Source organism: Nonomuraea fuscirosea (assembly GCF_035917475.1).
Classification (GTDB): domain Bacteria; phylum Actinomycetota; class Actinomycetes; order Streptosporangiales; family Streptosporangiaceae; genus Nonomuraea; species Nonomuraea fuscirosea.
Genome location: NZ_CP109074.1, coordinates 11,613,599 through 11,637,441, shown reverse-complemented (window position 1 = coordinate 11,637,441; position 23,843 = coordinate 11,613,599). Strand labels below are relative to the sequence as shown.

Genomic DNA, 23,843 nt, shown 5'->3' with positions numbered 1-23,843 from the left:
TGCGCACCCTATGGCGTGGCGGTTCGCCTGTGAACCAGGTCGTACAGCTCTCGTCTCGGCATCCCCGCGCCCTTGGCCACGGCGGCGACCGCCTGGCTGCGCTGCTCCCCCTCGGCGACCCGGCGGCCGACCTCCGCGATGAGCTCGTCCACGTCCTGCTCGGCCTCGCCGGGGACGTGGCCCGCGACCACGACCGTGATCTCGCCCTTGACGCCCTTGGCCGCCCACTCGGCCAGCTCGCCGAGCCCGCCCCTGCGGACCTCCTCGTAGGTCTTGGTGAGCTCGCGGCAGACCGCCGCCCGCCGGTCGGGCCCGAACGCCCGCGCCATCGCCTCCAGCGAGCTCGCCAGCCGGTGCGGCGCCTCGAAGAAGACCATCGTGCGCTCCTCCTCGGCCAGCGCCCCGAGCCGCCGGTCCCGCTCGCCGGTCTTGCGCGGCGGGAAGCCCTCGAAGCAGAACCGGTCGCTGGCCAGGCCGGAGACGGCCAGCGCGGTGGTGACGGCGCTCGGTCCCGGCAGCGCGGTGACCTGGACGCCCGCCTCGACCGCCAGGCTCGTCAGGCGGTAGCCGGGGTCCGACACGCCCGGCATGCCCGCGTCGGTGATGACGACGACCGTGCGGCCCTCCTTGAGCGCCTCCACGAGCTCCTGGGCGCGGGCGGCCTCGTTCTGGTCGTAGTAGGACACCACCCGGCCGGTGATCTCGACGTCGAGGTCGGCCGCGAGCCTGCGCAGCCGCCTGGTGTCCTCCGCCGCCACCACGTCGGCGCCCGCCAGCGCCTCACGCAGCCGGGGCGAGACGTCACCCGCCTGGCCTATGGGGGCCCCTGCCAGCACCAACCTGCCGTTCCCAGTCACCTGACCATTGTGGCAGGGCATCCCAATTAGACCGTGTTTCTTGGGTAACCACCGCTCTGGGGCCCGTACGATGTCCGAATGGCGGTGACCGATTCCCCGTACCAGGCCTACGAGAGCCCGGAGTCCGGCGACAGCGGGCCCCCGGCTCGGTCCGTACGCGATCGGGTCCTTCCCCCCATGCGCGGCAGCGTGCTGTGGGGCTGGATCGGGCCGCTGCTCGTCATGGTCTTCGGCGGTGTGCTGCGCTTCCTCAACCTCGGTCATCCCAAGGCCGTGGTGTTCGACGAGACGTACTACATGAAGGACGCCTTCTCGCTGATCACGCACGGCGTGGAGAAGGTCACCGTCAAGGACGCCGACAAGGCGATCATGGCGGGCAACACCGACGTCTGGCAGGCGTGCACGCCCGCGGACCTGGACAAGTGCGCCTCCTACGTGGTGCACCCGCCGCTGGGCAAGTGGATGATCGGCGTGGGCGAGTGGCTGTTCGGGCTCAACCCGTTCGGCTGGCGCTTCGCCGCGGCCGTGATCGGCACGCTGTCCATCCTCGTCATCGCCAGGGTCGCGCGCCGGATGACCCGCTCGACCCTGCTCGGCTGCTTCGCGGGCCTGCTGCTCGCGCTCGACGGCCTGCACTACGTGCTCTCCCGCACGGCGCTGCTGGACATCTTCCTGATGTTCTGGGTGCTCGCCGCGTTCGCCTGCCTGGTGGTCGACCGCGACCAGGCACGCGAGAAACTCGTCTCCTGGTACGAGCGCTCGCCGGTCTCGCCGATCGGCACGTCCATGTCCACGCTGGGCCCGTCGCTCGGCATCAGGTGGTGGCGCATCGGGGCCGGGGTCTGCCTGGCCTTCGCGATGTCGGTCAAGTGGTCGGGGCTGGCGTTCGCGGTGGCGTTCGCGATCATGTCGGTGCTGTGGGACTTCGGCGCCCGCCGCGCGGTCGGGCTGCGCCGGCCCTACGTGGGGGCGCTCAACAAGGACGTGCCGCAGGGGGTCGTGGCGTTCGGCGTGGTGCCGTTCGTGACCTACATGGCGACCTGGACCGGCTGGTTCGTCAACGCGACCGGCTACGGCCGCAACTGGGACCAGGCCACCTCCGCGGGCAACCCGCTGTTCTTCGTGTTCGACTCGATGCGGTCGTGGGTGCACTACCAGTGGCAGGTCTTCACCTTCCACAGCGGTCTTGAGACGTCGCACCCGTACATGTCCGAGCCGTGGCAGTGGCCGCTGCTGCTGCGCCCCGTCGCCTTCTACTACGAGGGCAGGCAGAACGTCTGCGGACCCGGCGTGAAAGACTGCTCCGAGGCGGTGCTCGGCGTGGGCACGCCGGTGATCTGGTTCGGCGCGGTGGCCGCGCTGGTGGCCCTGATCGCCTGGTACTTCTCCTCCCGCGACTGGCGGGCGGGGGCCGTGCTGCTGGCGTACGCGATGGGCTGGCTGCCGTGGTTCTACTTCGCCATCGCCGACAACCGCACGATGTTCCTGTTCTACGCCATCCCGATGGTGCCGTTCATGGTGCTGGCGATCACGTTGTGCGCCGGGCTGCTGATCGGGACGTCCCGGCCGACGATCAAGGGCGTGGTGCCGCTGCGGCGCACCGCCGGAGCGGCGGCCGTGGGCGCGTTCGCCCTGCTCGCCCTGATCAACTTCTGGTGGCTGCATCCCGTCCTGTCCGCCGAAGTGCTCCCGTACCTGGACTGGAAGGCCCGCATGTTGTTTGAAAAAGGGTGGATATGATCACGTTACAGTCGGCTCAATAGGGGTTTCTTAGGTAGTCGCTGTGCAAGACCCAATACGCACCGGTTTCGGTCATCGTCAGGCCCGGGGTCGATACGGCAAACTTCGAGGCATGAGTGCACCGGATGTCACCGCCCTTCTCGCCGAGTTGGAGCGATCTCAGCCGGATCTGGCCGAGGAGGCCAGGACCGCCGTCGAATGGTTGACGGGTGGCGAGCCGCTCGAGTCGGTGACCCAGCTCGACGTCTGCGAGTTCCTCTGGTACACGTTGCCGCTCAAGGTCGGCCCGCAGATGACGGGCGCGGACCAGGAGCGCCTGGCCCATTCGCTGGGGCGGCTGCTCCAGCTCGGCGGCATGGAGCGGTACGCCTCTCTGTGCGTCTCCCCTACGACCCTGCAGATCCTGCGCACCTACGCCCGTGAGGGCGAGGACGCGGGCACCAGCGCCTACCAGCAGGCACTGGAGGCCACGGGTGTGCTCCCGCCCGACGTGCCCGAGCTGCAGTGGAGCATGATCATGGGGCCGGAGGAGCTGGGCGCCCACCTCGCCTGCTCCGCCGCGCTCGAACTGGCGATCCTGGCCGGTGAGAGCATCGACCGCGCCGCCCTGACCCGGCGCTGGCTCACCGAGCCGCGCACCGACCTGGGCGGCGACAGCTGGCTCAACCGGGTGCACGGCGAGCGGCTCAACCGCTGGGTGCTCGGCCGCGGCCCGGCCAGGCGGGAGCTGGCCCAGCCGTTCGAGGTGCGCCTGCACGCGCCCGTGACCCCGCAGCCGCTGCCCGCCCTGCACCGGCTGCTGACGCTGGCCGCCTCGGAGGAGAGCCTGCCGCTGCGGCTGGCGCCGTCGCCCGAGGCGCTGCGGCTGCGCGACCTGGCCGAGAGGGAGCTCGGCGCGATTAAGCGCGACGGGGCCAGGCTCGCCATCACCGACTACGGCCGGCGGCTGCTGGAGTCGAAGTCGGCCATGTGGACGGCGGTCACCAGGCTGCTGCTGGCCAGGGGTGAGCACGAGTTCGAGGTGTCGGCCAGGGAGGCCACGCTGATGCTGCTGGCCGACGGCACGCTGATGTCGCCCGGCCAGCTGCGCGAGCGGGTGGCCGAGGTGGTGGGCGGCGAGGGCTGGCATCCGGCCACGAGCCTGGAGGAGGTGGCGCGGCCGGTGACCGACCTGGTGGCCCAGCTCACGGCGCTGGGGCTGGCCTTCAGCGACGAGCTGGCGGTGCGGATGGACCGGCCCGGCCAGCTCGCCGCGCTGGCGGCGCTCCGGGCCCACGCGCTGCGGCCCAGAAAGTACGTCAGCTCCGCCTGACGGCGTGCGTACGTGACCGGTGGCCTGGAACCCGGGCCACCGGCCATCACCCGTGCGGCCGACCAGCGCTCACAGGGCTTTCAACCCCGAGGCACTCTGCCGAGGGCCTGTCTGAACTCGGGGCAGTCGACCAGCGGATCGTGGTCGCAGGCAGCCGCGTGGCGCAGGCTGTCGCGCAGCCGGGTGAGCTGCGCGATCCGCCCGGTCACCCCGCGTTCCCTGGCCGCCAGGCGCTCGCGCAGCTCCGCGTCGGACGGCCGCGCGCCGAGGAAGGCGGCGATCTCGGCGAGCGTGAACCCCGCGTCGCGGGCACAGGTGATCAGCGCCAGCCGCTCCAGCGTCTCCGGCCGGTACGCGCGGCGCAGCCCGTTGCGCCCCTCGGCCCTGATGAGCCCCTTGCGCTCGTAGAACCGCAGCGCGGACGCGGCCAGCCCGCTCCGCTCCGCCACCTCGCCGATGTCGATCAGGCCCTCGCCCACGCGCCCTCCTTGACTTGAACCGCGGTTCAAGTCGCACTCTATTCGCCATGCGAATCCACCATCTGAACCTCGGCTCCATGCGCGAGATCGACTCCCCCGACGGCCGGCCCTCCGCGCGGGCGGTCTGCCACGCGCTGCTCGTCGAGACTCCGGCCGCCGGCCTCGTGCTGGTGGAGGCCGGGCTCGGCCTGCACGACGTGGCCGAGCCCGGCGAGAGCCTCGACCGCGAGTGGCGGGAGCTGGTCGAGCCGGTGCTGGCGCCGGCGGAGACGGCCGTACGCCAGATCACCGCGCTCGGGTACGACCCCGCCGACGTCCGCCACATCGTGCTCACCCACCTCGACGTGGACCACAGCGGCGGCCTGCCCGACTTCCCGCAGGCCAGGGTGCACGTCACGGAGGCGGAGCTGAAGGACGCGCTGGCCCAGGCGCCCAACCGCCGCTACCGGCCCTCCCACTGGGCGCACGGGCCCCGCTGGGAGACCTATCAGGACACGGGCACCCGCTGGCTGGGCGTGGACGGGGTGCGGCCGCTGGCGGGCCTGCCCGAGGAGGACTTCCTGCTGGTGCCGCTCGACGGGCACACCAGGGGGCACGCCGGCGTGGCGGTCAGGGACGGCGGGCGCTGGCTGCTGCACGCGGGGGACGCCTACTTCTACGCCGGCGAGCTGGAACCCGCGCCGCGCCCCCATCCGCTGATGGACATCGTGCAGCAGAGCGCCCAGGTGGACGCGGAGCGCAGACTGTCGAGCCAGGCGGTGCTGCGCTCGCTCAAGCACGACCACGGGGTCGCGGTCTTCTCCGCGCACGACCCCTGGGAGCTGAGCGAATACTGAGGGTAGTTACGATTGCGGGGAAATGCTCTAGTCGGAGGGGGCCGTCATGGAGCTGTTCCCGGCCATGCCGCTCGCGGAGTGGACAGAGGCCAAAGAGACCTTTCACCGATTCGCGCAGATCGTGGGGAAGATTCGGCTCGCGTCGAGCAACCGGCGCAATCACTGGTGGCAGGTTCCGTTCCACCCGACGGGGCGCGGGCTCACCACGCGCCCGATGGGCGGGCTGGGCGAGCAGCCACTGTTCTGCATCGACTTCGACCTCGTCCGGCACCGGCTGGTGGTGGACGTCTTCGACGGGCGCAGCGCCGAGTTCAGCCTGATCGGCAGGTCGGTGGCCTCGTTCCACGACCGGCTCTTCGAGACGCTGGCCGGGCTGGGGATCCGGCCCGAGATCTGGTCGGTGCCGTTCGACCTGGGCGACGACACACCGTTCCCCGAGGACACCCTGCACGCGCGTTACGACCCCGTGCTGCTCAACCGCTACTGGCGGATCCTGTCGCAGGTCGTGCAGCTGCTCGACCGCTTCGCGGCCGACTTCGCCGGCAAGACCAGCCCGGTGCACCACTTCTGGCACACCTTCGACATCGCGGTCACCCGGTTCACCGGGCGCGTGGTCAAGGTCTCGCCGCAGGCCGATCCGGTCACGCGGGAGGCGTACAGCTGGGAGGTGATCAGCTCGGGGTTCTGGTTCGGCGACAAGGAACGGCCGTGGCCGGCGTTCTACTCCTACACCGCGCCGGAACCCGAGGGCCTGGAACGGGAGCCGCTGCGGCCCGGGCAGGCCGAGTGGGTCGCGGCGCGCGGCAGTCATCTGGCCGTGCTGCGTTACGACGACGTACGGGCCATGGAGGACCCTGTGGGCGCGGTGCTGGAGTTCCTGGACAGCGCCTACCAGGCGGGGGCCAGGCTGACCGGGATCGACGCCGAGGCGCTGGCCTCGCCCGGTGGCATCACCGACCCGTACTGGGAGAAGTCCTGACACACGTGAGCGCCCGCCCTCCGGGGAGGGCGGGCGCCCGACGAGTGCGTACCGGTGTGCGTGTCGCCTCTCGGCGAAAGGCACAACGCGGCTCCAGCCGAACGGTAGTCCGCGAAGGCAATAGGTGAGGCCCGGGGACACTGGGCACACCGGCCACGATTCATGTAACCACACCCGGGGCTCAGGCATTCCCCGTCCACGCCGATCAATTTTCCCGGCCGCCGGCGGCGTAGGCGCCGTGCAGGAACAACTCGACCAGTTCGGCCGAGGTGAGCGGGGCGACGCCGCGGCCCGACGCCATGGTCATGAACTGGAACGCCTCGGCCAGCCGTTCGGGGTCCAGCCTGAGCCGGTCGCGTTCGGGCTCGAACAGGCCCGCCAGCACCTCGCGGGTGGCCGCCATCGAGGCCTCCCGCCCGTTCATCGCCCGCTTCCCGCTCTCCGTCGTACCGCCGGAAGACTCGCTCGCGCTCTCCGTCGTATCGCCGGAAGACTCGCTCGCGCTCTCCGTCGTACCGCCGGAAGACTCGCTCCCCGGGCCTTTCCGAGGTCCGGCCGCCGGGAACTCGCGGCGCAGACCGCCCGAGGCCGCGAGGGCGCCGGCCACCGCGCCCATCCGCGACAGGTAGCCGCGCAGCGCCTCCGACGCCTCGATCAGCCGCTCGGCCAGCGGCAGCTCCAGCGAGATCGCCGCCACGTGGGCGAGCGTGTCGTCCGGCCGGGCCGCCTCGGCCATGCACGCGGCCAGCAGCGCGTCCTTGTCGCCGAAGGCCCGGAAGATGGTGCCTTCGCCGATGCCCGCGGCACGGGCGACCTGGGCGGTGGTCACGGACGTGCCGTATTCGACCACCAAGGGCAGAGCGGCGCGGACGATCATCTCGCGGCGCTGCTCCGGGCTCATCGCCGGCGCTCGCCGCCGGCTCGTCGCTTCACTCATGCCACCCACTCTACGGAGTGAGTACTCACTCCGTCAATGGCTTAGCCGCGAGCCTGGCCGCCCTGGCGTGCAGATAACGCTGCTGGGGCAGGCTCATGGCACGTCCCGCCGCCTCCTCGTAGGCCCGCCGCGCCCCCGTCAGGTCCCCGGACATCTCCAGCAGGTGCCCGCGTACGGCACTCAGCCGGTGGTCGCCGGACACGCGGTCGTCGTCGCGGAGGCGTTCGAGCAGATCGAGCCCGGCTTCGGGGCCCTTGGCCATGGCCACCGCCACGGCCCGGTTGAGCGCCACGATCGGGTTGTCCGCGATACGCATCAGCAGCTCGTACAGCGCCGCGATCTGCCGCCAGTCGGTCTCCTCCGCCGTGGGCGCCTCGTCGTGCAGGGCCGCGATGGCCGCCTGCACCTGGTACGGCCCCGGCCTCCCGCGCGGCAGGGCGGCGGTGACCAGGGCGACGCCCTCGGCGATGAAGCCCGCCTTCCACCGGGTGCGATCCTGCTCGGCCATCGGGATCAGGGACCCGTCGGGGGCCGTACGCGCCGGGCTGCGGGCGTCGGTGAGCAGCATCAGCGCCAGCAGGCCGGTCACCTCTCCGTCGTCGGGCAGCAGCCGGTGCACCATGCGGGCCAGCCTGATCGCCTCCGCCGCGAGCTCGGCGCGCTGCAGGTCGGGCCCCGACGTGCCGGCGTACCCCTCGTTGAAGATCAGGTAGAGCACGTGCAGCACCGCGGCCAGCCGTTCGGCGCGCTCGTCCGGGCGCGGCAGGCGGAACGGCAGGCCGCTGTCCCTGACCGCCCGCTTGGCCCGCGTGATGCGGCGCGTCATCGTGCCCTCGGGCACCAGGAACGCGCGGGCGATCTCGGCGGTGCTCAGCCCGCCGACCGCGCGCAGCGTGAGCGCGATCTGCGAGGTCGGCGAGAGCGACGGATGACAGCACATGAACAGCAGCACGAGCGTGTCGTCCGCGGCGGCGAGCGGCTGGTCGGCGGCGGGCGCGAGCCAGTCGCCTGGCAGGGTCCGCGCGGCGGCGTCGTCCTCGCGGCGGCGGCGCGCCTGCTCGGCGCGCAGCAGGTCGGTCAGGCGGCGCGCGGCGACCGTGATCAGCCAGGCGCGCGGATCGTCCGGCAGCCCTTCCTCCGGCCACTGTACGGCGGCGGCGAGCAGCGCCTCCTGCACCGCGTCCTCGGCGATGGCGAAGTGCCCGTAGCGGCGCACCAGCGCGCCGAGGACCTGCGGCGTCAGCTCACGCAGCAGGCCCTCGACCATCGCGCTCAGAACCCGAGGTCCTCGACCGAGTCCGTGATCGGCCGGATGTCGGCGTACCCGTCACCGCCGCCGGGGATCGGGCACTGCCCCAGGCGGACGGCGATCTCGGTGGCCCTGTCGAAGCTCTCGCACTCCACCACCCAGTAGCCGGCCAGCACCTCCTGCGTCTCGGCGTAGGGCCCGTCGGTGACGAACGGGACGCCGTCGCGGACGCCGGCCCTGCGGGTGTGCACGGGAGCCGCCAGGCCGCGGGTCTCGACCAGCTCCCCGGCCTCCTCCAGCTCCTTGTTCACGGTGCTCATGAACTCGTGCATGGCCGCCGCGTCCTCCGGCGTCCAGACGACCCCTCCCGTGTCCTTGCCGGTCATCTCGTCGTAGTCACGCTGGGAGGCGTACGAGAGAATCATGTACTTCATCGGCTGAGTCCCTTCTGTGGCGTCCTTTCGACCGGTACGTCGGAGCCGGGGCGGCGTTCCGGACATCATCCCCCCGAGTTTTTTCCTTGTCACCGTGTAGGGCACTCTTGGAGGCGTGCCATACGCGACCGCCCCCGACGGTGTGAAACTGCTCTACCAGGTCACCGGCGCCGGGCCGCCTCTCGTGCTGCTGCAGGGCCAGGCCAACGACCATCGCTGGTGGGGCCCCGTACGCGCCGACTTCGACGCGGCCTACCAGTGCGTCACCTTCGACTACCGGGGCACGGGCGGCAGCGACAAGCCCGACGAGCCCTACAGCACGCGCGGCTTCGTCGCCGACGTGCTGGCCGTGCTCGACGAGCTCGGATTGGAGCGGGCGCACGTCTACGGCACGTCGATGGGCGGGCGGGTGGCCCAGTGGCTGGCCGCCGACCAGCCCGGGCGGGTCGGGGCGCTGGTGCTCGGCTGCACCTCGCCGGGCGGCGCCCACGGGATCGAACGGAGCAACGACGTCCGCAAGTCGCTGGCCCAGGCCGACCGGGCCGCCGCCGGGCAGGTGCTGCGCGAGCTGATGTACACCCCCGCCTGGCTGGCCACCCACCCCGGCCCGCACTTCACCCTCGGCGATCCCGGCCTGCCCGCCCACGCCCGCCGCCGCCACCTGGCCGCCAGCGCCGCCCACGACAGCTGGGACGCGCTGCCCTCCATCACCGCGCCCACACTGGTCGTGCACGGCACCGACGACCTGCTCAACCCGGCGGCCAACGCCCCGCTGCTGGCCGGCCGGATCCCCGGGGCCGAGCTACGGCTGATCGAGGGGGCGCGGCACGCGTACTTCGAGGAGTTCCGCGAGGTCGCGAGCCCCGCGGTGCTGGACTTCCTGGCCCGGGCTACCCCGCCGCCCGCGTAAGGCGCGCGGCCAGCGTGCGCAGGCGCGCGACCAGCTCGGGCGGGTCGTGCACCTCGAACTCGCAGTCCAGCGCCAGCAGGCGGAAGGCCAGCCAGTCGAGGGTGTCGGCGTGCATCCGCACCCGGCAGGCGTCCTCGCCCAGCGGGGTCACCTCGCCCAGCGCCCTGACCGGCTCCGTCGCGCCGCAGCGCAGCGTGACGACGGCCGCGTACGTGGGCACCACCGAATACAGCCGCTCCGCCACGTAGGCCGCCGCGTCACCGCCCGGCGGCTCGCGCGGCACGACCCTGACGCCCGTGGCCTGGAGCTCGCCGACGCGGTCGAGGCGGAAGATGCGCCAGTCGTCGCGGTCGAGGTCGTGGCCGAGCAGATACCAGCGCCGCCCGGCCGCCACCAGGCGGTGCGGATCGACCAGCCGCCGGCGCACCGCCCCGTCGTTCGCCCGGTAGACGAACCGCACCCGTTCCCCGCTCTCCACCGCCATCGCCAGCGCGGCGAGCAGCCCCGGGTCCAGCCGCGGGCCGTCGAGTCCTGGCATGGGCTCGGTGGCGCCCCCCAGTGACCTGACCCGGTGCCGCAGCCTGACGGGCAGCACCTGCTCCAGCTTGGCCAGGGCCCGTACCGAGGCCTCCTCGATGCCCCGCACCGGCTGCCCGGCCGCGGTGGACAGGCCGACGGTGATGGCCACCGCCTCCTCGTCGTCCAGCAGCAGCGGCGGCATCGCCGTGCCCGCCACCAGCCGGTAGCCCCCGGTCGCGCCCATTGCGGCCTCGACCGGGTAGCCGAGGTCGCGCAGCCGTTCGACGTCGCGGCGCACGGTGCGGCGGCTGACTCCCAGGCGCTCGGCCAGCTCTCCGCCCGGCCACTCGCGCGGGGTCTGGAGCAGCGACAGCAGGGCCAGGAGGCGGGACTCGCTCATGCCGTCCAGAATGCCGGACATGTAGGACAAGTCCTGACCTACTGCGCTCCTACCGTGATGGTCATCGCCCGCCGTCAAGGAGGAATCATGACCGTCAGCCCGATCCCCGAGGGATACACCACCGTCACGCCGTGGATCATCTCCCAGGACACCGCCGGGATCATCCGCTACCTGGAGGCCGCGTTCGACGCCGTCGAGCTGGGCCGGGTGACCGACGCCGAAGGACGGATCGGGCACGCGGAGGTCCGCATCGGCGACGCGATCGTGATGCTCTTCGACGCCGCGCCGGACGCGGCGCCCACCCCCGCCTTCCTGCGCCTGTACGTCCCCGACGCCGACGCCGTCCACCGCCGGGCCGTCGCGGCGGGCGGGACCTCACACACCGAGGTCACCCACCTGTACTGGGGCGACCGGGTGGGACGGGTCCGTGATCCGTTCGGGAACCTGTGGTGGATCCAGTCCCGGGTCGAAGAGGCGTCGGCGGAGGAGATGACACGGCGGCTGAGCGATCCGGAGTTCGTCCGGGCGATGGAGTACGTCCAGGGCGTCCGGGACCGCTGATGGAGTGGGGCCAGGGCTTGATGGGGCCCGTCCAGGGCGTTCGGGTCCGCTGATCGCCTTGCTATATTGACCGTCATGTCCAGCCCCGAGGCATCAAGACGCTAGCCACCGGTCGTCCGGTGGCCGTCCCGCGCCGTCCCCGCCCCGCCGTCATCCGGCCCGGGGCGCTGACGCGCGTCTGCTGAGTCCGGCGGGGATGTCTCCCGCCTGCCTCCACGCCATCCGGATCACCGTGACACGGGCCGTGCCCGGGACCGCGCGTCGTTCCATGAACGTCCGCCCCCGGGCCACTCCATCGCGGCGGGGCCTGCGCTTCGGCCCCGCGCGCCTTTCTGATCCATGTCGTGGTCGCGGAGTTGTCGATGCCTTTCGCTGTCTACCTGCTCGGACTGGCGGTCTTCGCCCAGGGGACGTCCGAGTTCATGCTGTCCGGGCTGTTGCCCGGCATCGCCGAAGATCTGAACGTGTCCATCCCCGCCGCGGGGCTGCTGACCTCGGCGTTCGCCGCCGGGATGGTGGTGGGGGCGCCGCTGATGGCGGTGCTGAGCCTGCGGTGGTCCAGGAGGTTCGCCCTGCCGGCGTTCCTCGTCGTCTTCCTGCTCGCCCACGTGGTGGGGGCCGTCACGACCGGCTACGAAGTGCTGCTCGTGAGCCGGGCCGTGGCGGCGCTCGCCAACGCCGGGTTCCTGGCCGTGGCCATGGCGACCGCGATCAGCCTGGCGCCGCCGGACGCCAAGGGCCGGGCCACCTCCGTGCTGCTGGGCGGCGTGACCGCCGCCTGCGTGGCCGGGGTTCCCGGCGGCGCGCTGCTCGGGGAGCTGTGGGGGTGGCGCTCGGCGTTCTGGGCGGTGGCCCTGGCACTGGTGCCCGCCATCGTCGCGGTCCTGAGGTCCGTACCGGCCGAGGCTCCCGGCGGCGGAACACGCGGCGCGGGTCATGCCTCCGCGCGTGGTGAGTTCCGTGCCCTGCGCCGGCCCCGGCTGCTGGTGCTCCTGCTGCTGGGCGCCCTGGTGAACGGGGCCACCTTCTGCGCGTTCACCTACCTCGCGCCGCTGCTGACCGGGGTCACCGGGATCGGGACGGCGTGGATGCCGGGGATGCTGGCTCTGTTCGGGCTGGGGTCGTTCGCCGGGGTGACGATCAGCGGGCGGTTCGCGGACCGGCGGCCGGTGCCGCTGCTGGTGTGTGGCGGGGTGGCGCTGGCGGCCGGCTGGGCCGTCTTCGCGCTGAGCGCGGGCGCTCCGGCGGTCGCGGTCGCGCTGGTCTTCGTCCAGGGACTGCTCTCGTTCGCGGTCGGCTCCACGCTGATCTCGCAGGTCCTGTACGCCGCCACCGGCGCCCCCACGCTGGCCGGCGGCTTCGCCACGGCGGCGCTCAACGTCGGCGCGACGTTCGGCCCCTGGCTGGGCGGGCTCGCCCTCGGCTCCGGGTACGGGTTCCGCGCGCCGCTGTGGGTGAGCGCCGCGCTGGTGGGCCTCTCCCTGGCCGTCGCCGGAGCCGCCCGGCTGACCTCGGCGAACACCGGAACGCCGGCCGCCGATCAGGTGGAGACCGAACTGCGTCCTGGGGCACAGTGAGGCCCTGGAAGCCCAGGGCTATCGCAGCAGGGGCAGGCGGCCCGTGAGCCGTTCGACCAGGGCCCTCGGGCCGAAGAGGCTGACCGCGTAGTAGGGCGGGTCCTCGGTGCGGGCCAGCTCGGCCAGATAGTCGTCGTACACGCTGGCCCGCTGCGCGATGGCGGCCATGTCGCAGAGCACCAGGCCGGGCTCGGCCGCCGCCTCGTTCCTGATCCCGGCCACGATCGCGGCGGGCGCGCCGAGCACCGTGCAGCCCGTCCACGGCAGCCCGCTGTGGACGGCGCCGGAGGCGTCCGCGCCGCCCGCCCCGACGATGGCCGGCACGGCGGCCGCGACGGAGGCGGCCAGGCAGGCGGCGGCGTTCGCCTGCAGCCCCTTGGGCAGGTCGCGGTCGATGACGATCGCCCACTTGACCGCGAGTTCCTTGGTGGGCAGGTCGGTACGGCGGTCGAGCTCGTCGAGCACGCTCATCAAGCAATCCCCTCTCCGAAGTTCTCTCCGGAGATTCACATCCGTTCCGTCGATATGACAACTCGGAACGGCTGCTTCCGAAGGAAGTTCGGAAAGTCGTGGCAGGATGCGTACGTGGACGAACTAGATACGGCCATACTCGCCGAGCTGCAGCGTGACGGCCGCCAGACCAACAAGGAGCTGGCCGAGCACCTCGGCATCGCCGCCTCGACCTGCCTGGAGCGGGTGCGCTCGCTGCGCTCGGCGGGCGTCATCGAGGGCTTCCACGCCGAGGTCAACCTCGACGCCGTCGGCCGTCCCGTGCAGGCGCTGATCAACGTACGGCTGCATCCGAAGATCCGCGAGGCCGTCGAGGGCTTCCGCGACTACGTGGCCGCCCTGCCGGAGACGCTGGCCGTGTTCGTCGTGTCGGGCGGGGACGACTTCATCATCCAGGTGGGCGTGCGCGACGCCGGACACCTGCGCGACTTCGTGCTCGACCACGTGGCCCGTCATCGCAACATCGCCGACGTGCGCACGTCGCTGGTCTACGACCACATCCGCAAGACGTCGGTCGAGGTGCTGCCCCCGGAGGGCCCGTCGCGTCCGCGTACCGGCCGGGCGAATAAATAGGTGGTGGCCGCGCGCGCAGCAGCGTACCGTTACCGCAGGTCAGCGGGCTGACAAGGGGTGGCGACGGCCGCCTCGCGGCGCATCGTCGCGCCCTGTCCGCCGGCCGGCCTGCTCGAACCCGCGGCTCATCCGTACGGAATCGACCGACGGCGAGGCGATGGTCGCCAGGGGCACCGTCCAGACCCCCAGATGATCGCGAGCCGCGGGTTCACCGGTCGGCGAAGCGGTCGATGGCCGCCAGGATGGCGTTCCGCATCGTGTCGCTGCCGGTGTGACCGGAGTCCTCCACCATGATCAGCTCGGCGCCGGGCCAGGCCTTCGCCAGCTCCCAGGCCGTCTGCGGCGGGCCGCCCATGTCGAGGCGACCGTGGATCAGCACGCCGGGGATGCCGGCCAGCCGCCCCGCCTCGCGCAGCAGCACGCCCTCCTCCAGCCAGGCGCCGTTGGAGAAGTAGTGGGAGCAGATCCGGGTCATCGCCATGATGGCGTCGGCGGGACGGTCGCTGTAGGCGTTGGGCCTGCCGTTCGCCTCCATCGAGATCACCGCGTCCTCCCAGGTGATCCAGTCGACGGCGGCCTTCTCGCGGACCTTGTCGTCGGGGTCGGACAGCAGCCTGGCGTATGCGGCGAGCAGGTCGCCGTCGCGGTCGGCCTCGGGCACGCCGTCCCTGAACCGGTCCCACGCCTCGGGGAAGAAGCGGCCGACGCCCCGGTAGAGCCAGTCGATCTCGGAGCGGCGGGTCGTCGTGACCGCGGGGATGACGATCTCCGACACCCGTTCCGGGTGGGTCTCGGCGTAGGCCAGGATCAGCGTCGAGCCCCACGAACCGCCGTACAGCAGCCACTTGTCGATGCCGAGGTGCTCGCGCAGCAGCTCCATGTCGGCGATGAGGTGCTGGGTGGTGTTGCGGCTCAGGTCGGTGGCTGGGTCGCTCGCGTGCGGCCGGCTGCGGCCGCAGTTGCGCTGGTCGAACAGCACGATGCGGTAGCGCTCGGGGTCGAACGTGCGGCGGACGCCGGTGCTGCATCCCGATCCTGGACCTCCGTGGACGACGAGCGCGGGCTTGCCGTCCGGGTTGCCGCAGACCTCCCAGTAGATGAGGTTGCCGTCGCCGGTGTCGAGCATGCCGTGGTCGTACGGTTCTATCGGGGGACGCAAAGGGGGTTCCTCTCCAGAGATATAACAGTGCTTCTATATTAGCCCGGAGCAGGGACCTCGATCGGACCGGTAAAGAGGGCTAGATCCAACTATGGAGTAACCGAACCACCACCAAGGGTAATGATCGCTTCGAAAAGCCGATCATCGCCCTACAGGGAGCATCATGTCCAGGCAGGCCATTGCCCTATTCGTCGCGACCTCCGCCGTGCTGCTGGCACCCGCAGGGACGGCGAACGCGGAAGAGGAAGCCGCCTTCCCGCCCGTCGAGTGCACCACCCACGACGGCAGGGTCGTGAACGTCACGCCGCCTCCGCCGTGGCTGGGCACGGTCACCGCCGACGTGGTCGGCGGGCTCATGGACTCGGTCGCGGGCCTCAGAACCATGGAGGGCGCCTACGGGCCGGGCGCGGGGACGGCGAATCCGTATGCGCCGCCCGCGATCCCCGCTCCCGCTCCGACGCCACCCGTCACTCCGGCCCCGGGGACGGCCGAGCAGGACGGGGAGACGATGGAGGGCCTGATCTACAACGCGGTCGTCTGCAGCCACGGCACCAACCACACCACGACCTCGCTGCTGCCGCCCGAGGAGGACCCTGAGCGGGTCGCGCGATACCTCGAAACGCTCTTCACGACCAGCAAGCAGGCCTGCGCCCCCACCGCGCCGCGCCCGAAGTCGCTGCTGTCGGCCCTCGGCGTGCAGCAACTCGTGGACTCCCTGATCGCCGCCCCGGCACCCTGCCTGCCCCCCGCCCAGCCGGGCCAGGTCCCACAGGAGGACCAGATGTACCAGGTGGGCCAGGAGGACCAGGCCCCGACCTCACTCCTGGACGCCATCGGCGTCACCGACCTGCTGAACAGCCTCAGCGGCGACTGACCCACTCCCCGCACCGCCCGGGCGCGGCGGTCACCGGGCGGGCGGGGTGGTCAGGTGCGGGGGCCCAGGATGACGGGGAGTTCCAACGGGCCTTCTGTGATGAGCGAGGAGGTGTAGGCGATCTCGTCCTCCTTGATCGCCAGCCGCAGCTCCGGATACCGGCCGAACAGGGACTCGAGCGCGATCCGCACCTCCAGCCGGGCCAGCGGCGCGCCCAGGCAGAAGTGCGGTCCCCTGCCGAAGCCGAGGTGCACGTCCGGTTCGCGGGTGGCGTCGAAGCGGGCGGCGTCCTGGCCGAACCTGGCCGGGTCCGTGCCCGCCCCGGCGAGCGTGACGATGACCGGCTCGCCCGCCGGGATCGTGGTCCCGGCCACCACCACGTCTTCGAGCGCGTACCGGAAGAAGACGTTGACCACGGAGTTGCGGCTGCGCAGCGCCTCCTCGACCACGTCCTCCCAGGCGTCGTCCGCCCGAACCCTGACCAGCTGGTCGGGATCCGCGCTCAGGGCGATGACCGTGTTGGCGATCAGATGCACGGTCGTCTCGTGGCCGGCGATGAGAACCAGCCACAGCAGCCAGACCATCTCCTCGTCGGACAGGCGGTCGCCGTCCTCCTCCTGCACCCGGATCAGGCCCGTGGTGAGGTCGTCGCCGGGTTCCACCCGCCTGCGCTCGATGAACTCGCCCAGGTACCCGAGCAGCCCGCCGCCGGCCGCGGCCGCCTCCTCCGGCGTGGCGGTGTGCGACAGCAGCACGTTGGTGTAGCCGCGGATCAGGTGCCGCTCGTCCTCCGGCACGCCGAACAGCTCGCAGATCACCGCGATCGGCAGCGGCTCGCTGAAGGCCCGGACCAGGTCGACCACGCCGTCCCGGCCGTCCATCCGGTCGAGCAGTTCGTCGGTGATCTGCCGGATGCGGGGCTCCATGGCCTGCACCCGGCCGGGCGTGAAGGCGCGGTTGACGAGCCCTCGGAGCCGCCGGTGGTCCGCGCCGTCCTTGACCAGCAGGTGGTCGCCCGAGATGACCTGGCGGATCGGCCAGTCGGGCGGGATGGTGCCGTCGTTCAGCGCGGGGAAGTTGCGCGGGTTCTTGCTGAACAGCGTGCCGTCGTTGGTGAGGACGTATTCGACCGTCTCGAACGAGCTCACGATCCACGCGCCGACCTCACCCGGGAGCTCGACGCGGACGACCGGCCCCGCCGTGTCCCGCAAACGGCTGATCGTCTCGGAGATCCGCTCGCCGGGCGTCGGAATCTGCAGTGTCATCGAAGTCTCCCGCGTAGAGGTCTACTCAACTCTCCGCTTCGCCCTGGTACGGGCCAAGGTCGTACGTTGTCACCCCTGGGCCGCCAACACCTGCCGACAGCGCCACTTGCGCAGCCCTATCGTGAGCGGATGGACAGCATCGAGACGCCGCTCCTCGTCCTCACTCCCCTCCATCCTGACCACGCGGGCGAGATGACCGGCGTGCTCTCCGACCTGGCCCTGCACGAGTTCATCGGCGGCGAACCGCTGACCGAGTCCGAGCTGCGCACCCGCTACGAGCGGCAGACCTCGGGGCCGCCCGGCTGGCGCAACTGGGTGATCCGGCTGCGCGCGGAGGATCGGCTGGTCGGCTACGTGCAGGCCACGATCGACGGTCGTACGGCCGAGGTCGCCTGGGTGGTCGGCACTCCGTGGCAGGGCCGCGGGCTGGCCCGCGCGGCCGCCACTGCCCTGGTCGAGCACCTGATGGAACGGGAGGTCGACACGGTCGTGGCGCACATCCACCCCGACCACGCGGCCTCGGCCTCCGTCGCCACCGCGGCCGGGCTGCGCCCCACGGAACGGTGGGAGGACGGCGAGGTCCGCTGGGAGCGCCACCGCGCGTGAGCACCCGGAGGTCCGCTGGGAGCCTGGAGAGGTCGTAGGCCGCACGCCCTCGCCCTCCCGGCGCCGGTCACTGCCCGGCGCGCAGGACGCGTCCTCTGCGCTCGCCGGTGAACTCGCCCGACTCCACCACCGGCTGTCCTTCGAGCAGCACGTACGCGATGCCGGACGGCTGGACGGACGGGTCCGCGTACGTGCCGGAATGGCCGATCGTGTCCGGGTCGAAGACGCAGACGTCGGCCCAGGAGCCCGGGCCGAGCCAGCCCCGCCCGTGCAGGGCGAACTGGTCGGCGGTCGCGGAGGTGGCCTTGCGTACCGCCTCCTCCAGGGGGAGCAGCCGCCGCTCGCGTACGTACGTGCCGAAGAAGCGCGGGAAGCAGCCCCACGTCCTCGGGTGTTCAAGCCCGACCGGCGTCCCGTTGTCGGAACCGACGCCGATGAGCGGATCGCGCATGATCTCGGTCACGTCCTCCTCGGACATCAGCGAGACCACCATCGTGGCGGCCGGGTCGGCGGCGACGAGCGCGCACGCGACCTCCCACGCGTCCCCTTCGAGGTGGGTGAAGGCCGGGTCGGTGGCGATCGCGGCGAGCGTGCGGCCGGAGTGAGCCGCCTCGGCGTGCGCCGTGACCAGCACCGCGTCAGGGGCGGCGTCCTGCCACAGCCCGGCGCCGGTCCCTCCTGACTCGGCCAGGGTGCGCAGCCGGGCCCGCCCGGCGGGGTCCGTGAGCACGTCGCGCACCTGGCCGCCGGCCAGCGCCGACGGGGGCAGCAGCGCGGCGAGCATGGTCGCCCCCGCCAGGTACGGGTACTGGTCGCCTCTCACGTCCACCCCTTCGAGGCGGGCCTGGCGCAGCTTGGCCAGCAGCATGCCGGCCTGCCCGTGGTTGGCCCGGCCCGCGACCTTGCAGTGCGACACCTGCAGCCGTACGCGGGCCCGCCGCGCGATCTCGACGGCCTCGTCCAGCGCGGCGGCGAGCCCGGCGCCCTCGTCGCGCATGTGCGTCGTGTACGGCACCCCGTATCCGTGCGCCACCGTGGCCAGCGCCACCAGTTCCGCGGTGCCGGCGTAGCTGCCCGGCGGGTAGATGAGGCCGCTCGACAGCCCGCACGCCCCTGCGGTGAAGGCTGCCGCCGCCAGCTCGCACATCCGGTCCAGGTCGCCCTCGCGCAGGTGCTCGTCGAACCCGGCCACGGCCCCGCGCAGCGTCGAGTGCCCGACGAGCGTCGCCACGTGGTTGGTCGGCCCGGCGTCCGCGATGGCGTCCAGGTACTGGGCGAACGTCCAGTCGGGCACCTCCTCGCCGGTCAGCTCCTCCAGCGCGGAGGCGTCGGGGGCGTAGGAGAAGCCGCAGTTGCCGTTGACCTCGGTGGTGACGCCCTGCAGCAGCTTGAACGGCTGCGCCTGCGCCATCAGCGGCACCAGGTCCGAATGCGCGTGGGCGTCCACGAACCCGGGGGTCACCGCCAGCCCGGACACGTCGATCACCCGCCGCGCGCTCCCGAGGTCGCGGCCCACCTCGACGACCCGGTCGCCGGTGATGGCGACATCGCTCACGACGGCCGGAGAGCCGAGACCGTCGTACACCGTTCCGCCACGCAGGATGAGATCGACCATGCCCACCACCCAACACCCACCCGAGCCGGGAATTCTTGTGGCCGGCCACCCAACAACGTGTCCCGCATTGGCCGGACACACGAAGACGCTCTCAGCTCACGGAGTCCCCCGGGCCGCGTGACGCGTGCGAACCACGCAGTCCCCGGTCGCGTGACGCATGCGAATCACGGGGTCCCGGCCGCGGCTCGGCCGGCCCGTCGCTCCGACGCCCTTGCGGATCACGTGACCGCTGGCTTTAATACGCGCACCCGCGCTCACCACCGGCGAGGAGCTCCCATGCACGTTCCCGCAGCTCTGCCCCTCCCACCCGCCCTGTTAGCGCTATCACCCCGGTCGCCGCACCCATGAAACTTTCTCTCCGCCCGTCGGGAAAGCGCTTACCATCCGCGAAGGAGACCATCATGCGCCTGCACCTGGCCGCCGCGGCGGCCGTCCTGGCCCTGGCCGCGACCGCGGTCCCCGTCCACGCCGCACCGCCGACCAAACAGATGGAGGACCTGGACCGGGGCCTGATCAGCGTCCGGTCCGGATCCGGCAACCTCGTCTCGTGGCGGCTGCTCGGCACCGACCCCGACGGCGTCACCTTCAACCTCTACCGGGGCTCGGCCAGGATCGCCTCCGGCCTCGCCACCTCCACCAACTACCTCGACGACGGCGCCGCCGCCGACTCCTCGTACACGGTCAGGGCGGTGACCGGCGGCGCCGAGCAGCCCGCCTCCCCCGCCTCACGCCGCTTCACCGGCGGCGCCTACCTGGACGTCCCCATCCAGCCCCCGCAGGGAGGCACCACCCCGGACGGCGTCGGCTACACCTACAGCGCCAACGACGCCGGCGTGGGCGACATGGACGGCGACGGCACGTACGAACTCGTGCTCAAGTGGGACCCGTCCAACGCCAAGGACAACTCCCAGTCCGGCTACACCGGCAACGTGTTCGTGGACGCCTACCGCCTCGACGGCACCCGCCTGTGGCGCATCGACCTGGGCCGCAACATCCGGGCCGGCGCCCACTACACCCAGTTCCAGGTGTACGACTACGACGGCGACGGCCGGGCCGAGGTGGCGATGAAGACCGCCGACGGCACCAGGGACGGCCGCGGCGCCGTGATCGGCAGTTCGAGCGCCGATCACCGCAACTCCAGCGGGTACGTGCTCAGCGGCCCCGAATACCTGACCATGTTCAGCGGCCAGACCGGCGCCGCGCTGTCCACGGTCGCCTACGACCCGCCGCGCGGCACGGTCTCCTCCTGGGGCGACAACTACGGCAACCGGGTGGATCGTTTCCTGGCCGGGACGGCGTACCTGGACGGCGAGCGTCCTTCGCTCATCATGGCCCGCGGCTACTACACCCGCAGCGTCATCGCCGCCTGGGACTTCCGCAACGGCTCGCTGACCAAGCGGTGGACGTTCGACAGCAACTCGGCCGGCTCCCAGTACGCCGGCCAGGGCAGCCACAGCCTGTCGGTCGGCGACATCGACCGCGACGGCCGCGACGAGATCGTCTACGGCGCGATGGCCGTGAACGACAGCGGCAGCGGCATGTGGAGCACCCGCACCGGCCACGGCGACGCCCAGCACCTCGGCGACTTCGACCCCGCCAGGGCCGGGCTGGAGTACTTCAAGGTCAGCGAGTCCACCTCCCAGCCGGGCTCGCTCTACATCGACCCGGGCAACGGCTCGGTCCTCTGGTCCACCGCCTCGGGCTCCGACAACGGCCGCGGCGTGGCCGGGGACATCTCCACGGTCCGGGTCGCCGGCGAGTTCTGGTCGGCCGCCGACGGCAACCTGCGCAGCGTCACCGGCAACAACGCCGGCCGCAAACCGTCCTCGGTCAACTTCCTGGCCTGGTGGGACGGCGACCCCGTCAGGGAGCTGCTGGACCAGACCAGGATCGACAAGTACGGCACCAGCTCCGACACCCGCCTGCTGACCGCCTCAGGCGTGCACTCCAACAACGGCACCAAGGCGACGCCGTCGCTGTCGGCCGACCTGTTCGGCGACTGGCGCGAGGAGGTCGTCTGGCCCACCACCGACAACCGCGCGCTGCGCATCTACTCCACGCCGATCCCGACGGACCGGCGCATCTTCACCCTCATGCACGACCCGCTCTACCGGGTCTCGGTGGCCTGGCAGAACACGGCCTACAACCAGCCGCCGCACACCGGCTTCTTCCTCGGCGACCGCATGCCCACGCCGGCCAGGCCCGACATCTACGTACGCTGACCCAGGCGGCGGAAGGCGCGGCGGCCCCGGCCACCGCGCCATCCGCGCCCCCACCTCAGGAGGTCGTCGCGTCCTCGGCCGCCGGCTCGGCGGTCGCGGTGGCCCTGGTCACCGCTCTCCCCACGCCGCCGGAGCGGCGCGACGGCCCGCGCAGGACGACGGCGGCCACGACGAAGGCCGTGAGCAGCAGCCCGGCCGAGATGCCGAACGCCAGCTGGTAGCCGCCGGTCAGCGCCGCCGCCCGGTCCTGCCCGGCGGCCAGCAGCCCCTCGGTGCGTCCGGCGGCCATCGTGCTCAGCACCGCCACGCCGATCGCCATGCCCACCTGCTGGGTGGTGTTGAACAGCCCCGAGGTCAGGCCGGCGTCGCTCTCCCGCGCCCCCGACATGCCCAGCGTGGCCAGCGCCGGCAGCACCAGGCCGCCGCCCCAGATCAGCAGCATCACCGGCAGCAGGTGGGTGAGGTACCCGGCGTCCGTGGGGATCCGGGTCAGCAGCAGCATGGCGGCCGTGAGCATGGCCAGCCCGCCCAGCAGCACGACCTTCACCCCGAACCGGGCGCTCAGCCGGGCGGAGGCGAACAGCGAGATCGACCCGATGCCGACCGCGGCCGGGAGCAGGGCCAGCCCGCTCTCCAGGGCGCCGTAGCCGAGGACCTGCTGGATGAAGAGCACGAAGAGCACCTGGAAGGCGAACATGCCCGACAGGGACAACATCTGGGCGACGTTGGCGCCGACCACGTTGCGCGAACGCAGGATGCGCAGCGGCATGAGCGGGGTCCTGGCGGTGGCCTGCCGCACCACGAACCCGGCGATCAGGGCCAGCGCCAGCGCGCCCAGGCCGAGGGTGTGGGCGGCGAGCCAGCCGTACTCCTCCACCTTGACCACGGTGTAGATGCCCAGCATCAGCCCGGAGGTGATCAGCACGGCGCCTGCGATGTCGGCGCCGGCCGACAGGCCGATCCCGCGGTCGGCGGGCAGCGCGCGGACGGCCAGCGCGATGGTCAGCACGCCGATCGGCACGTTGATGAAGAAGATCCACGGCCAGTCGAAGGCGTCGGTGAGCACACCACCCAGGACCTGGCCCAGGGAGGCACCGGCGGCCCCGGTGGAGCTGAAGATCGCGATGGCCTTCGCCCGTTCCCGCGCCTCGGTGAACAGCGTCACGAGGATGCCCAGCACGACCGCCGAGGCCATCGCGCTGCCCACTCCTTGCAGGAATCGGGCCGTGATCAGCATCCCCGGGCCGCCCGCCACGCCGGCCAGCAACGACGCGGCCGTGAAGATCACGTTCCCGGCCATGAACATCGTCCGGCGGCCGATCAGGTCCCCCAGCCGGCCCGACAGCAGCAGCAACCCGCCGAAGGCGATCAGATAGGCGTTGACCATCCAGCTCAGCCCGGCGGGCGTGAAGCCCAGATCCCGCTGGATCGTGGGCAGCGCGACGGTCACGATGCTGCCGTCGAGGATGGTCATCAATCCGGTGGCGGACAGCACGCCCAGTGCGGTCCAGCGCGAGTCAGGCGAATACGGCACGGTCTCTCCCGATCAAGGTTCGGCACGTCGACGCCGGCGACATCGACAGGAGAGACCGTAACAGATGGTTCCGTTACAGACGATATGTTTCGGACCTAGTTTTCGCGCACCTTCGGAGCTACCGCTGCCGCTCGCGGGCCCTGCGGGCCACCTGCGGGCTCTCCACCGGGGTGGCGAGGTGCCCTCCGACCAGCCGGTTCAGCGCCCGGACCAGCACCTCGCGCTCGTCGTCAGGCAGGGACGCGAGCGCGTCGCGGTGCACGCCGTCCACGACCTCCTGGCTGCGCGCGGCGACCTCCGCGCCCTTGTCGGTGACCGCGATGATCCGGGCGCGCCGATCGGCGCTGGAGGGGCGGCGCACGGCGTAGCCGGCCTTCTCCAGCGCGTCCACGGTCACCACCATCGTGGTCTTGTCCATGTCGCCGAGCTCGGCGAGCTGGATCTGGGTACGCTCCTCCTCCAGCGCGTGCACCAGCACGCAGTGCATGCGCGCGGTCAGGCCGATCTCGGCCAGCGCCGCGGCCATGCGCGTCCGCAGCACGTGGCTGGTGTGGTCGAGCAGGAACGACAGATCGGTCTCGGTACGGGCGGGGGCCATCGCGGTCATGCCCTTCAGCCTACCCAAGTGGTTCCGGACCGGATTATCCGCAAACTGACGTCCACAGTCATCGGACCTCCCGCCCGTCCCCCGCACT

23 protein-coding genes are annotated in these 23,843 nt (G+C 71.9%); 11 read left to right on the top strand and 12 right to left on the bottom strand.

Going from position 1 to position 23,843, the window contains the following annotated elements; genetic code table 11:
* Positions 1-8 precede the first annotated feature (8 nt).
* The gene (rsmI, locus tag OIE67_RS53755; RefSeq protein WP_407674818.1) at positions 9-878 is read right to left on the bottom strand and encodes a 16S rRNA (cytidine(1402)-2'-O)-methyltransferase; all 870 of its coding nucleotides are present in this window, start codon (positions 876-878) and stop codon (positions 9-11) included.
* A gap of 57 nt (positions 879-935) precedes the next feature.
* On the opposite strand from rsmI, the gene OIE67_RS53750 reads away from it, so the two are divergent.
* Both OIE67_RS53750 and OIE67_RS53745 read left to right on the top strand, forming a co-directional pair.
* Complete coding sequence (locus tag OIE67_RS53750) at positions 936-2,597, top strand: dolichyl-phosphate-mannose--protein mannosyltransferase (RefSeq protein ID WP_326634917.1); 1,662 nt, start codon at positions 936-938, stop codon at positions 2,595-2,597.
* A 112-nt stretch (positions 2,598-2,709) separates the two neighbouring features.
* Positions 2,710-3,909, top strand: a complete 1,200-nt coding sequence (locus OIE67_RS53745; RefSeq protein WP_326634915.1) for a hypothetical protein — start codon at positions 2,710-2,712, stop codon at positions 3,907-3,909.
* A gap of 80 nt (positions 3,910-3,989) precedes the next feature.
* On the opposite strand, the gene OIE67_RS53740 is transcribed toward OIE67_RS53745, so the two are convergent.
* Positions 3,990-4,388: a MerR family transcriptional regulator gene (locus OIE67_RS53740; protein ID WP_326634913.1), complete on the bottom strand. Its 399-nt coding sequence runs from the start codon at positions 4,386-4,388 to the stop codon at positions 3,990-3,992.
* A 47-nt stretch (positions 4,389-4,435) separates the two neighbouring features.
* Between OIE67_RS53740 and OIE67_RS53735 the strand changes: the two genes are divergently transcribed.
* Together OIE67_RS53735 and OIE67_RS53730 are read left to right on the top strand one after the other, a co-directional pair.
* Positions 4,436-5,224 carry an MBL fold metallo-hydrolase gene (locus tag OIE67_RS53735; RefSeq protein WP_326634911.1) on the top strand — a complete coding sequence of 263 codons (789 nt, stop codon included), beginning with the start codon at positions 4,436-4,438 and terminating at the stop codon, positions 5,222-5,224.
* A 46-nt stretch (positions 5,225-5,270) separates the two neighbouring features.
* Positions 5,271-6,203 carry a DUF5996 family protein gene (locus tag OIE67_RS53730; RefSeq protein ID WP_326634909.1) on the top strand — a complete coding sequence of 311 codons (933 nt, stop codon included), beginning with the start codon at positions 5,271-5,273 and terminating at the stop codon, positions 6,201-6,203.
* 205 nt (positions 6,204-6,408) lie between these two features.
* On the opposite strand, the gene OIE67_RS53725 is transcribed toward OIE67_RS53730, so the two are convergent.
* From OIE67_RS53725 to OIE67_RS53715, 3 genes are read right to left on the bottom strand one after another with little or no spacing between them, the layout of a single operon-like run.
* Positions 6,409-7,140 carry a TetR/AcrR family transcriptional regulator gene (locus tag OIE67_RS53725; RefSeq protein ID WP_326634907.1) on the bottom strand — a complete coding sequence of 244 codons (732 nt, stop codon included), beginning with the start codon at positions 7,138-7,140 and terminating at the stop codon, positions 6,409-6,411.
* Positions 7,141-7,165: 25 nt separating this feature from the next.
* Complete coding sequence (locus tag OIE67_RS53720; protein WP_326634905.1) at positions 7,166-8,407, bottom strand: RNA polymerase sigma factor; 1,242 nt, start codon at positions 8,405-8,407, stop codon at positions 7,166-7,168.
* Positions 8,408-8,412: 5 nt separating this feature from the next.
* Positions 8,413-8,823 (bottom strand): YciI family protein, encoded by a 411-nt coding sequence (locus OIE67_RS53715; RefSeq protein WP_106240384.1) that lies wholly within the window; start codon positions 8,821-8,823, stop codon positions 8,413-8,415.
* 115 nt (positions 8,824-8,938) lie between these two features.
* Here OIE67_RS53715 and OIE67_RS53710 point away from each other — a divergent pair, with 115 nt between their 5' ends.
* Positions 8,939-9,733 (top strand): alpha/beta fold hydrolase, encoded by a 795-nt coding sequence (locus tag OIE67_RS53710; RefSeq protein ID WP_326634901.1) that lies wholly within the window; start codon positions 8,939-8,941, stop codon positions 9,731-9,733.
* Here OIE67_RS53710 and OIE67_RS53705 read toward each other — a convergent pair.
* On the bottom strand, positions 9,714-10,652 hold the full coding sequence (locus OIE67_RS53705) for a helix-turn-helix transcriptional regulator (RefSeq protein WP_326634899.1): 939 nt from the start codon (positions 10,650-10,652) through the stop codon (positions 9,714-9,716). The genes OIE67_RS53710 and OIE67_RS53705 overlap by 20 nt on opposite strands.
* 87 nt (positions 10,653-10,739) lie before the next feature.
* On the opposite strand from OIE67_RS53705, the gene OIE67_RS53700 reads away from it, so the two are divergent.
* Together OIE67_RS53700 and OIE67_RS53695 are read left to right on the top strand one after the other, a co-directional pair.
* The gene (locus OIE67_RS53700) at positions 10,740-11,213 is read left to right on the top strand and encodes a VOC family protein (protein ID WP_326634897.1); all 474 of its coding nucleotides are present in this window, start codon (positions 10,740-10,742) and stop codon (positions 11,211-11,213) included.
* 362 nt (positions 11,214-11,575) lie between these two features.
* Positions 11,576-12,790, top strand: a complete 1,215-nt coding sequence (locus OIE67_RS53695) for a Cmx/CmrA family chloramphenicol efflux MFS transporter (RefSeq protein ID WP_326634895.1) — start codon at positions 11,576-11,578, stop codon at positions 12,788-12,790.
* A gap of 18 nt (positions 12,791-12,808) precedes the next feature.
* On the opposite strand, the gene OIE67_RS53690 is transcribed toward OIE67_RS53695, so the two are convergent.
* A complete protein-coding gene (locus tag OIE67_RS53690; protein WP_326634894.1) occupies positions 12,809-13,261 on the bottom strand; it encodes a DUF2000 family protein in 453 nt (150 codons plus the stop codon).
* 114 nt (positions 13,262-13,375) lie between these two features.
* Between OIE67_RS53690 and OIE67_RS53685 the strand changes: the two genes are divergently transcribed.
* Positions 13,376-13,873, top strand: coding sequence for an Lrp/AsnC family transcriptional regulator (locus tag OIE67_RS53685; RefSeq protein WP_326634892.1), 498 nt, complete (start codon positions 13,376-13,378; stop codon positions 13,871-13,873).
* Positions 13,874-14,081: 208 nt separating this feature from the next.
* Here OIE67_RS53685 and pip read toward each other — a convergent pair whose 3' ends face one another.
* Positions 14,082-15,032, bottom strand: a complete 951-nt coding sequence (gene pip / locus OIE67_RS53680) for a prolyl aminopeptidase (protein ID WP_326634891.1) — start codon at positions 15,030-15,032, stop codon at positions 14,082-14,084.
* 163 nt (positions 15,033-15,195) lie between these two features.
* Here pip and OIE67_RS53675 point away from each other — a divergent pair, with 163 nt between their 5' ends.
* Positions 15,196-15,906 (top strand): hypothetical protein, encoded by a 711-nt coding sequence (locus OIE67_RS53675; protein WP_326634890.1) that lies wholly within the window; start codon positions 15,196-15,198, stop codon positions 15,904-15,906.
* 50 nt (positions 15,907-15,956) lie between these two features.
* Here the strand turns inward: OIE67_RS53675 and OIE67_RS53670 are convergent, their stop codons facing one another.
* Positions 15,957-17,171, bottom strand: a complete 1,215-nt coding sequence (locus OIE67_RS53670) for a cytochrome P450 family protein (RefSeq protein ID WP_326634889.1) — start codon at positions 17,169-17,171, stop codon at positions 15,957-15,959.
* 129 nt (positions 17,172-17,300) lie between these two features.
* Between OIE67_RS53670 and OIE67_RS53665 the strand changes: the two genes are divergently transcribed.
* Complete coding sequence (locus OIE67_RS53665) at positions 17,301-17,777, top strand: GNAT family N-acetyltransferase (protein WP_326634888.1); 477 nt, start codon at positions 17,301-17,303, stop codon at positions 17,775-17,777.
* Positions 17,778-17,844: 67 nt separating this feature from the next.
* On the opposite strand, the gene OIE67_RS53660 is transcribed toward OIE67_RS53665, so the two are convergent.
* Positions 17,845-19,392, bottom strand: a complete 1,548-nt coding sequence (locus OIE67_RS53660) for an N-acyl-D-amino-acid deacylase family protein (RefSeq protein ID WP_326634887.1) — start codon at positions 19,390-19,392, stop codon at positions 17,845-17,847.
* Between the two features lie 401 nt (positions 19,393-19,793).
* Between OIE67_RS53660 and OIE67_RS53655 the strand changes: the two genes are divergently transcribed.
* On the top strand, positions 19,794-21,614 hold the full coding sequence (locus tag OIE67_RS53655) for a rhamnogalacturonan lyase (RefSeq protein WP_326634886.1): 1,821 nt from the start codon (positions 19,794-19,796) through the stop codon (positions 21,612-21,614).
* 55 nt (positions 21,615-21,669) lie between these two features.
* Here OIE67_RS53655 and OIE67_RS53650 read toward each other — a convergent pair whose 3' ends face one another.
* Both OIE67_RS53650 and OIE67_RS53645 read right to left on the bottom strand, forming a co-directional pair.
* Positions 21,670-23,148: an MFS transporter gene (locus OIE67_RS53650; RefSeq protein WP_326634885.1), complete on the bottom strand. Its 1,479-nt coding sequence runs from the start codon at positions 23,146-23,148 to the stop codon at positions 21,670-21,672.
* 118 nt (positions 23,149-23,266) lie between these two features.
* Positions 23,267-23,755 (bottom strand): MarR family winged helix-turn-helix transcriptional regulator, encoded by a 489-nt coding sequence (locus OIE67_RS53645; protein ID WP_326634884.1) that lies wholly within the window; start codon positions 23,753-23,755, stop codon positions 23,267-23,269.
* Positions 23,756-23,843 lie beyond the last annotated feature (88 nt).

Coding starts and splice junctions, on each gene's coding strand:
- rsmI (WP_407674818.1), bottom strand. CDS start 878: ATGCCCTGCCACAATGGTCAGGTGACTGGGAACGGCAGGTTGGTGCTG.
- OIE67_RS53750 (WP_326634917.1), top strand. CDS start 936: ATGGCGGTGACCGATTCCCCGTACCAGGCCTACGAGAGCCCGGAGTCC.
- OIE67_RS53745 (WP_326634915.1), top strand. CDS start 2,710: ATGAGTGCACCGGATGTCACCGCCCTTCTCGCCGAGTTGGAGCGATCT.
- OIE67_RS53735 (WP_326634911.1), top strand. CDS start 4,436: ATGCGAATCCACCATCTGAACCTCGGCTCCATGCGCGAGATCGACTCC.
- OIE67_RS53730 (WP_326634909.1), top strand. CDS start 5,271: ATGGAGCTGTTCCCGGCCATGCCGCTCGCGGAGTGGACAGAGGCCAAA.
- OIE67_RS53725 (WP_326634907.1), bottom strand. CDS start 7,140: ATGAGTGAAGCGACGAGCCGGCGGCGAGCGCCGGCGATGAGCCCGGAG.
- OIE67_RS53720 (WP_326634905.1), bottom strand. CDS start 8,407: ATGGTCGAGGGCCTGCTGCGTGAGCTGACGCCGCAGGTCCTCGGCGCG.
- OIE67_RS53715 (WP_106240384.1), bottom strand. CDS start 8,823: ATGAAGTACATGATTCTCTCGTACGCCTCCCAGCGTGACTACGACGAG.
- OIE67_RS53705 (WP_326634899.1), bottom strand. CDS start 10,652: ATGAGCGAGTCCCGCCTCCTGGCCCTGCTGTCGCTGCTCCAGACCCCG.
- OIE67_RS53700 (WP_326634897.1), top strand. CDS start 10,740: ATGACCGTCAGCCCGATCCCCGAGGGATACACCACCGTCACGCCGTGG.
- OIE67_RS53695 (WP_326634895.1), top strand. CDS start 11,576: ATGCCTTTCGCTGTCTACCTGCTCGGACTGGCGGTCTTCGCCCAGGGG.
- OIE67_RS53690 (WP_326634894.1), bottom strand. CDS start 13,261: ATGAGCGTGCTCGACGAGCTCGACCGCCGTACCGACCTGCCCACCAAG.
- OIE67_RS53675 (WP_326634890.1), top strand. CDS start 15,196: ATGTCCAGGCAGGCCATTGCCCTATTCGTCGCGACCTCCGCCGTGCTG.
- OIE67_RS53670 (WP_326634889.1), bottom strand. CDS start 17,171: ATGACACTGCAGATTCCGACGCCCGGCGAGCGGATCTCCGAGACGATC.
- OIE67_RS53665 (WP_326634888.1), top strand. CDS start 17,301: ATGGACAGCATCGAGACGCCGCTCCTCGTCCTCACTCCCCTCCATCCT.
- OIE67_RS53660 (WP_326634887.1), bottom strand. CDS start 19,392: ATGGTCGATCTCATCCTGCGTGGCGGAACGGTGTACGACGGTCTCGGC.
- OIE67_RS53655 (WP_326634886.1), top strand. CDS start 19,794: ATGCGCCTGCACCTGGCCGCCGCGGCGGCCGTCCTGGCCCTGGCCGCG.
- OIE67_RS53645 (WP_326634884.1), bottom strand. CDS start 23,755: ATGACCGCGATGGCCCCCGCCCGTACCGAGACCGATCTGTCGTTCCTG.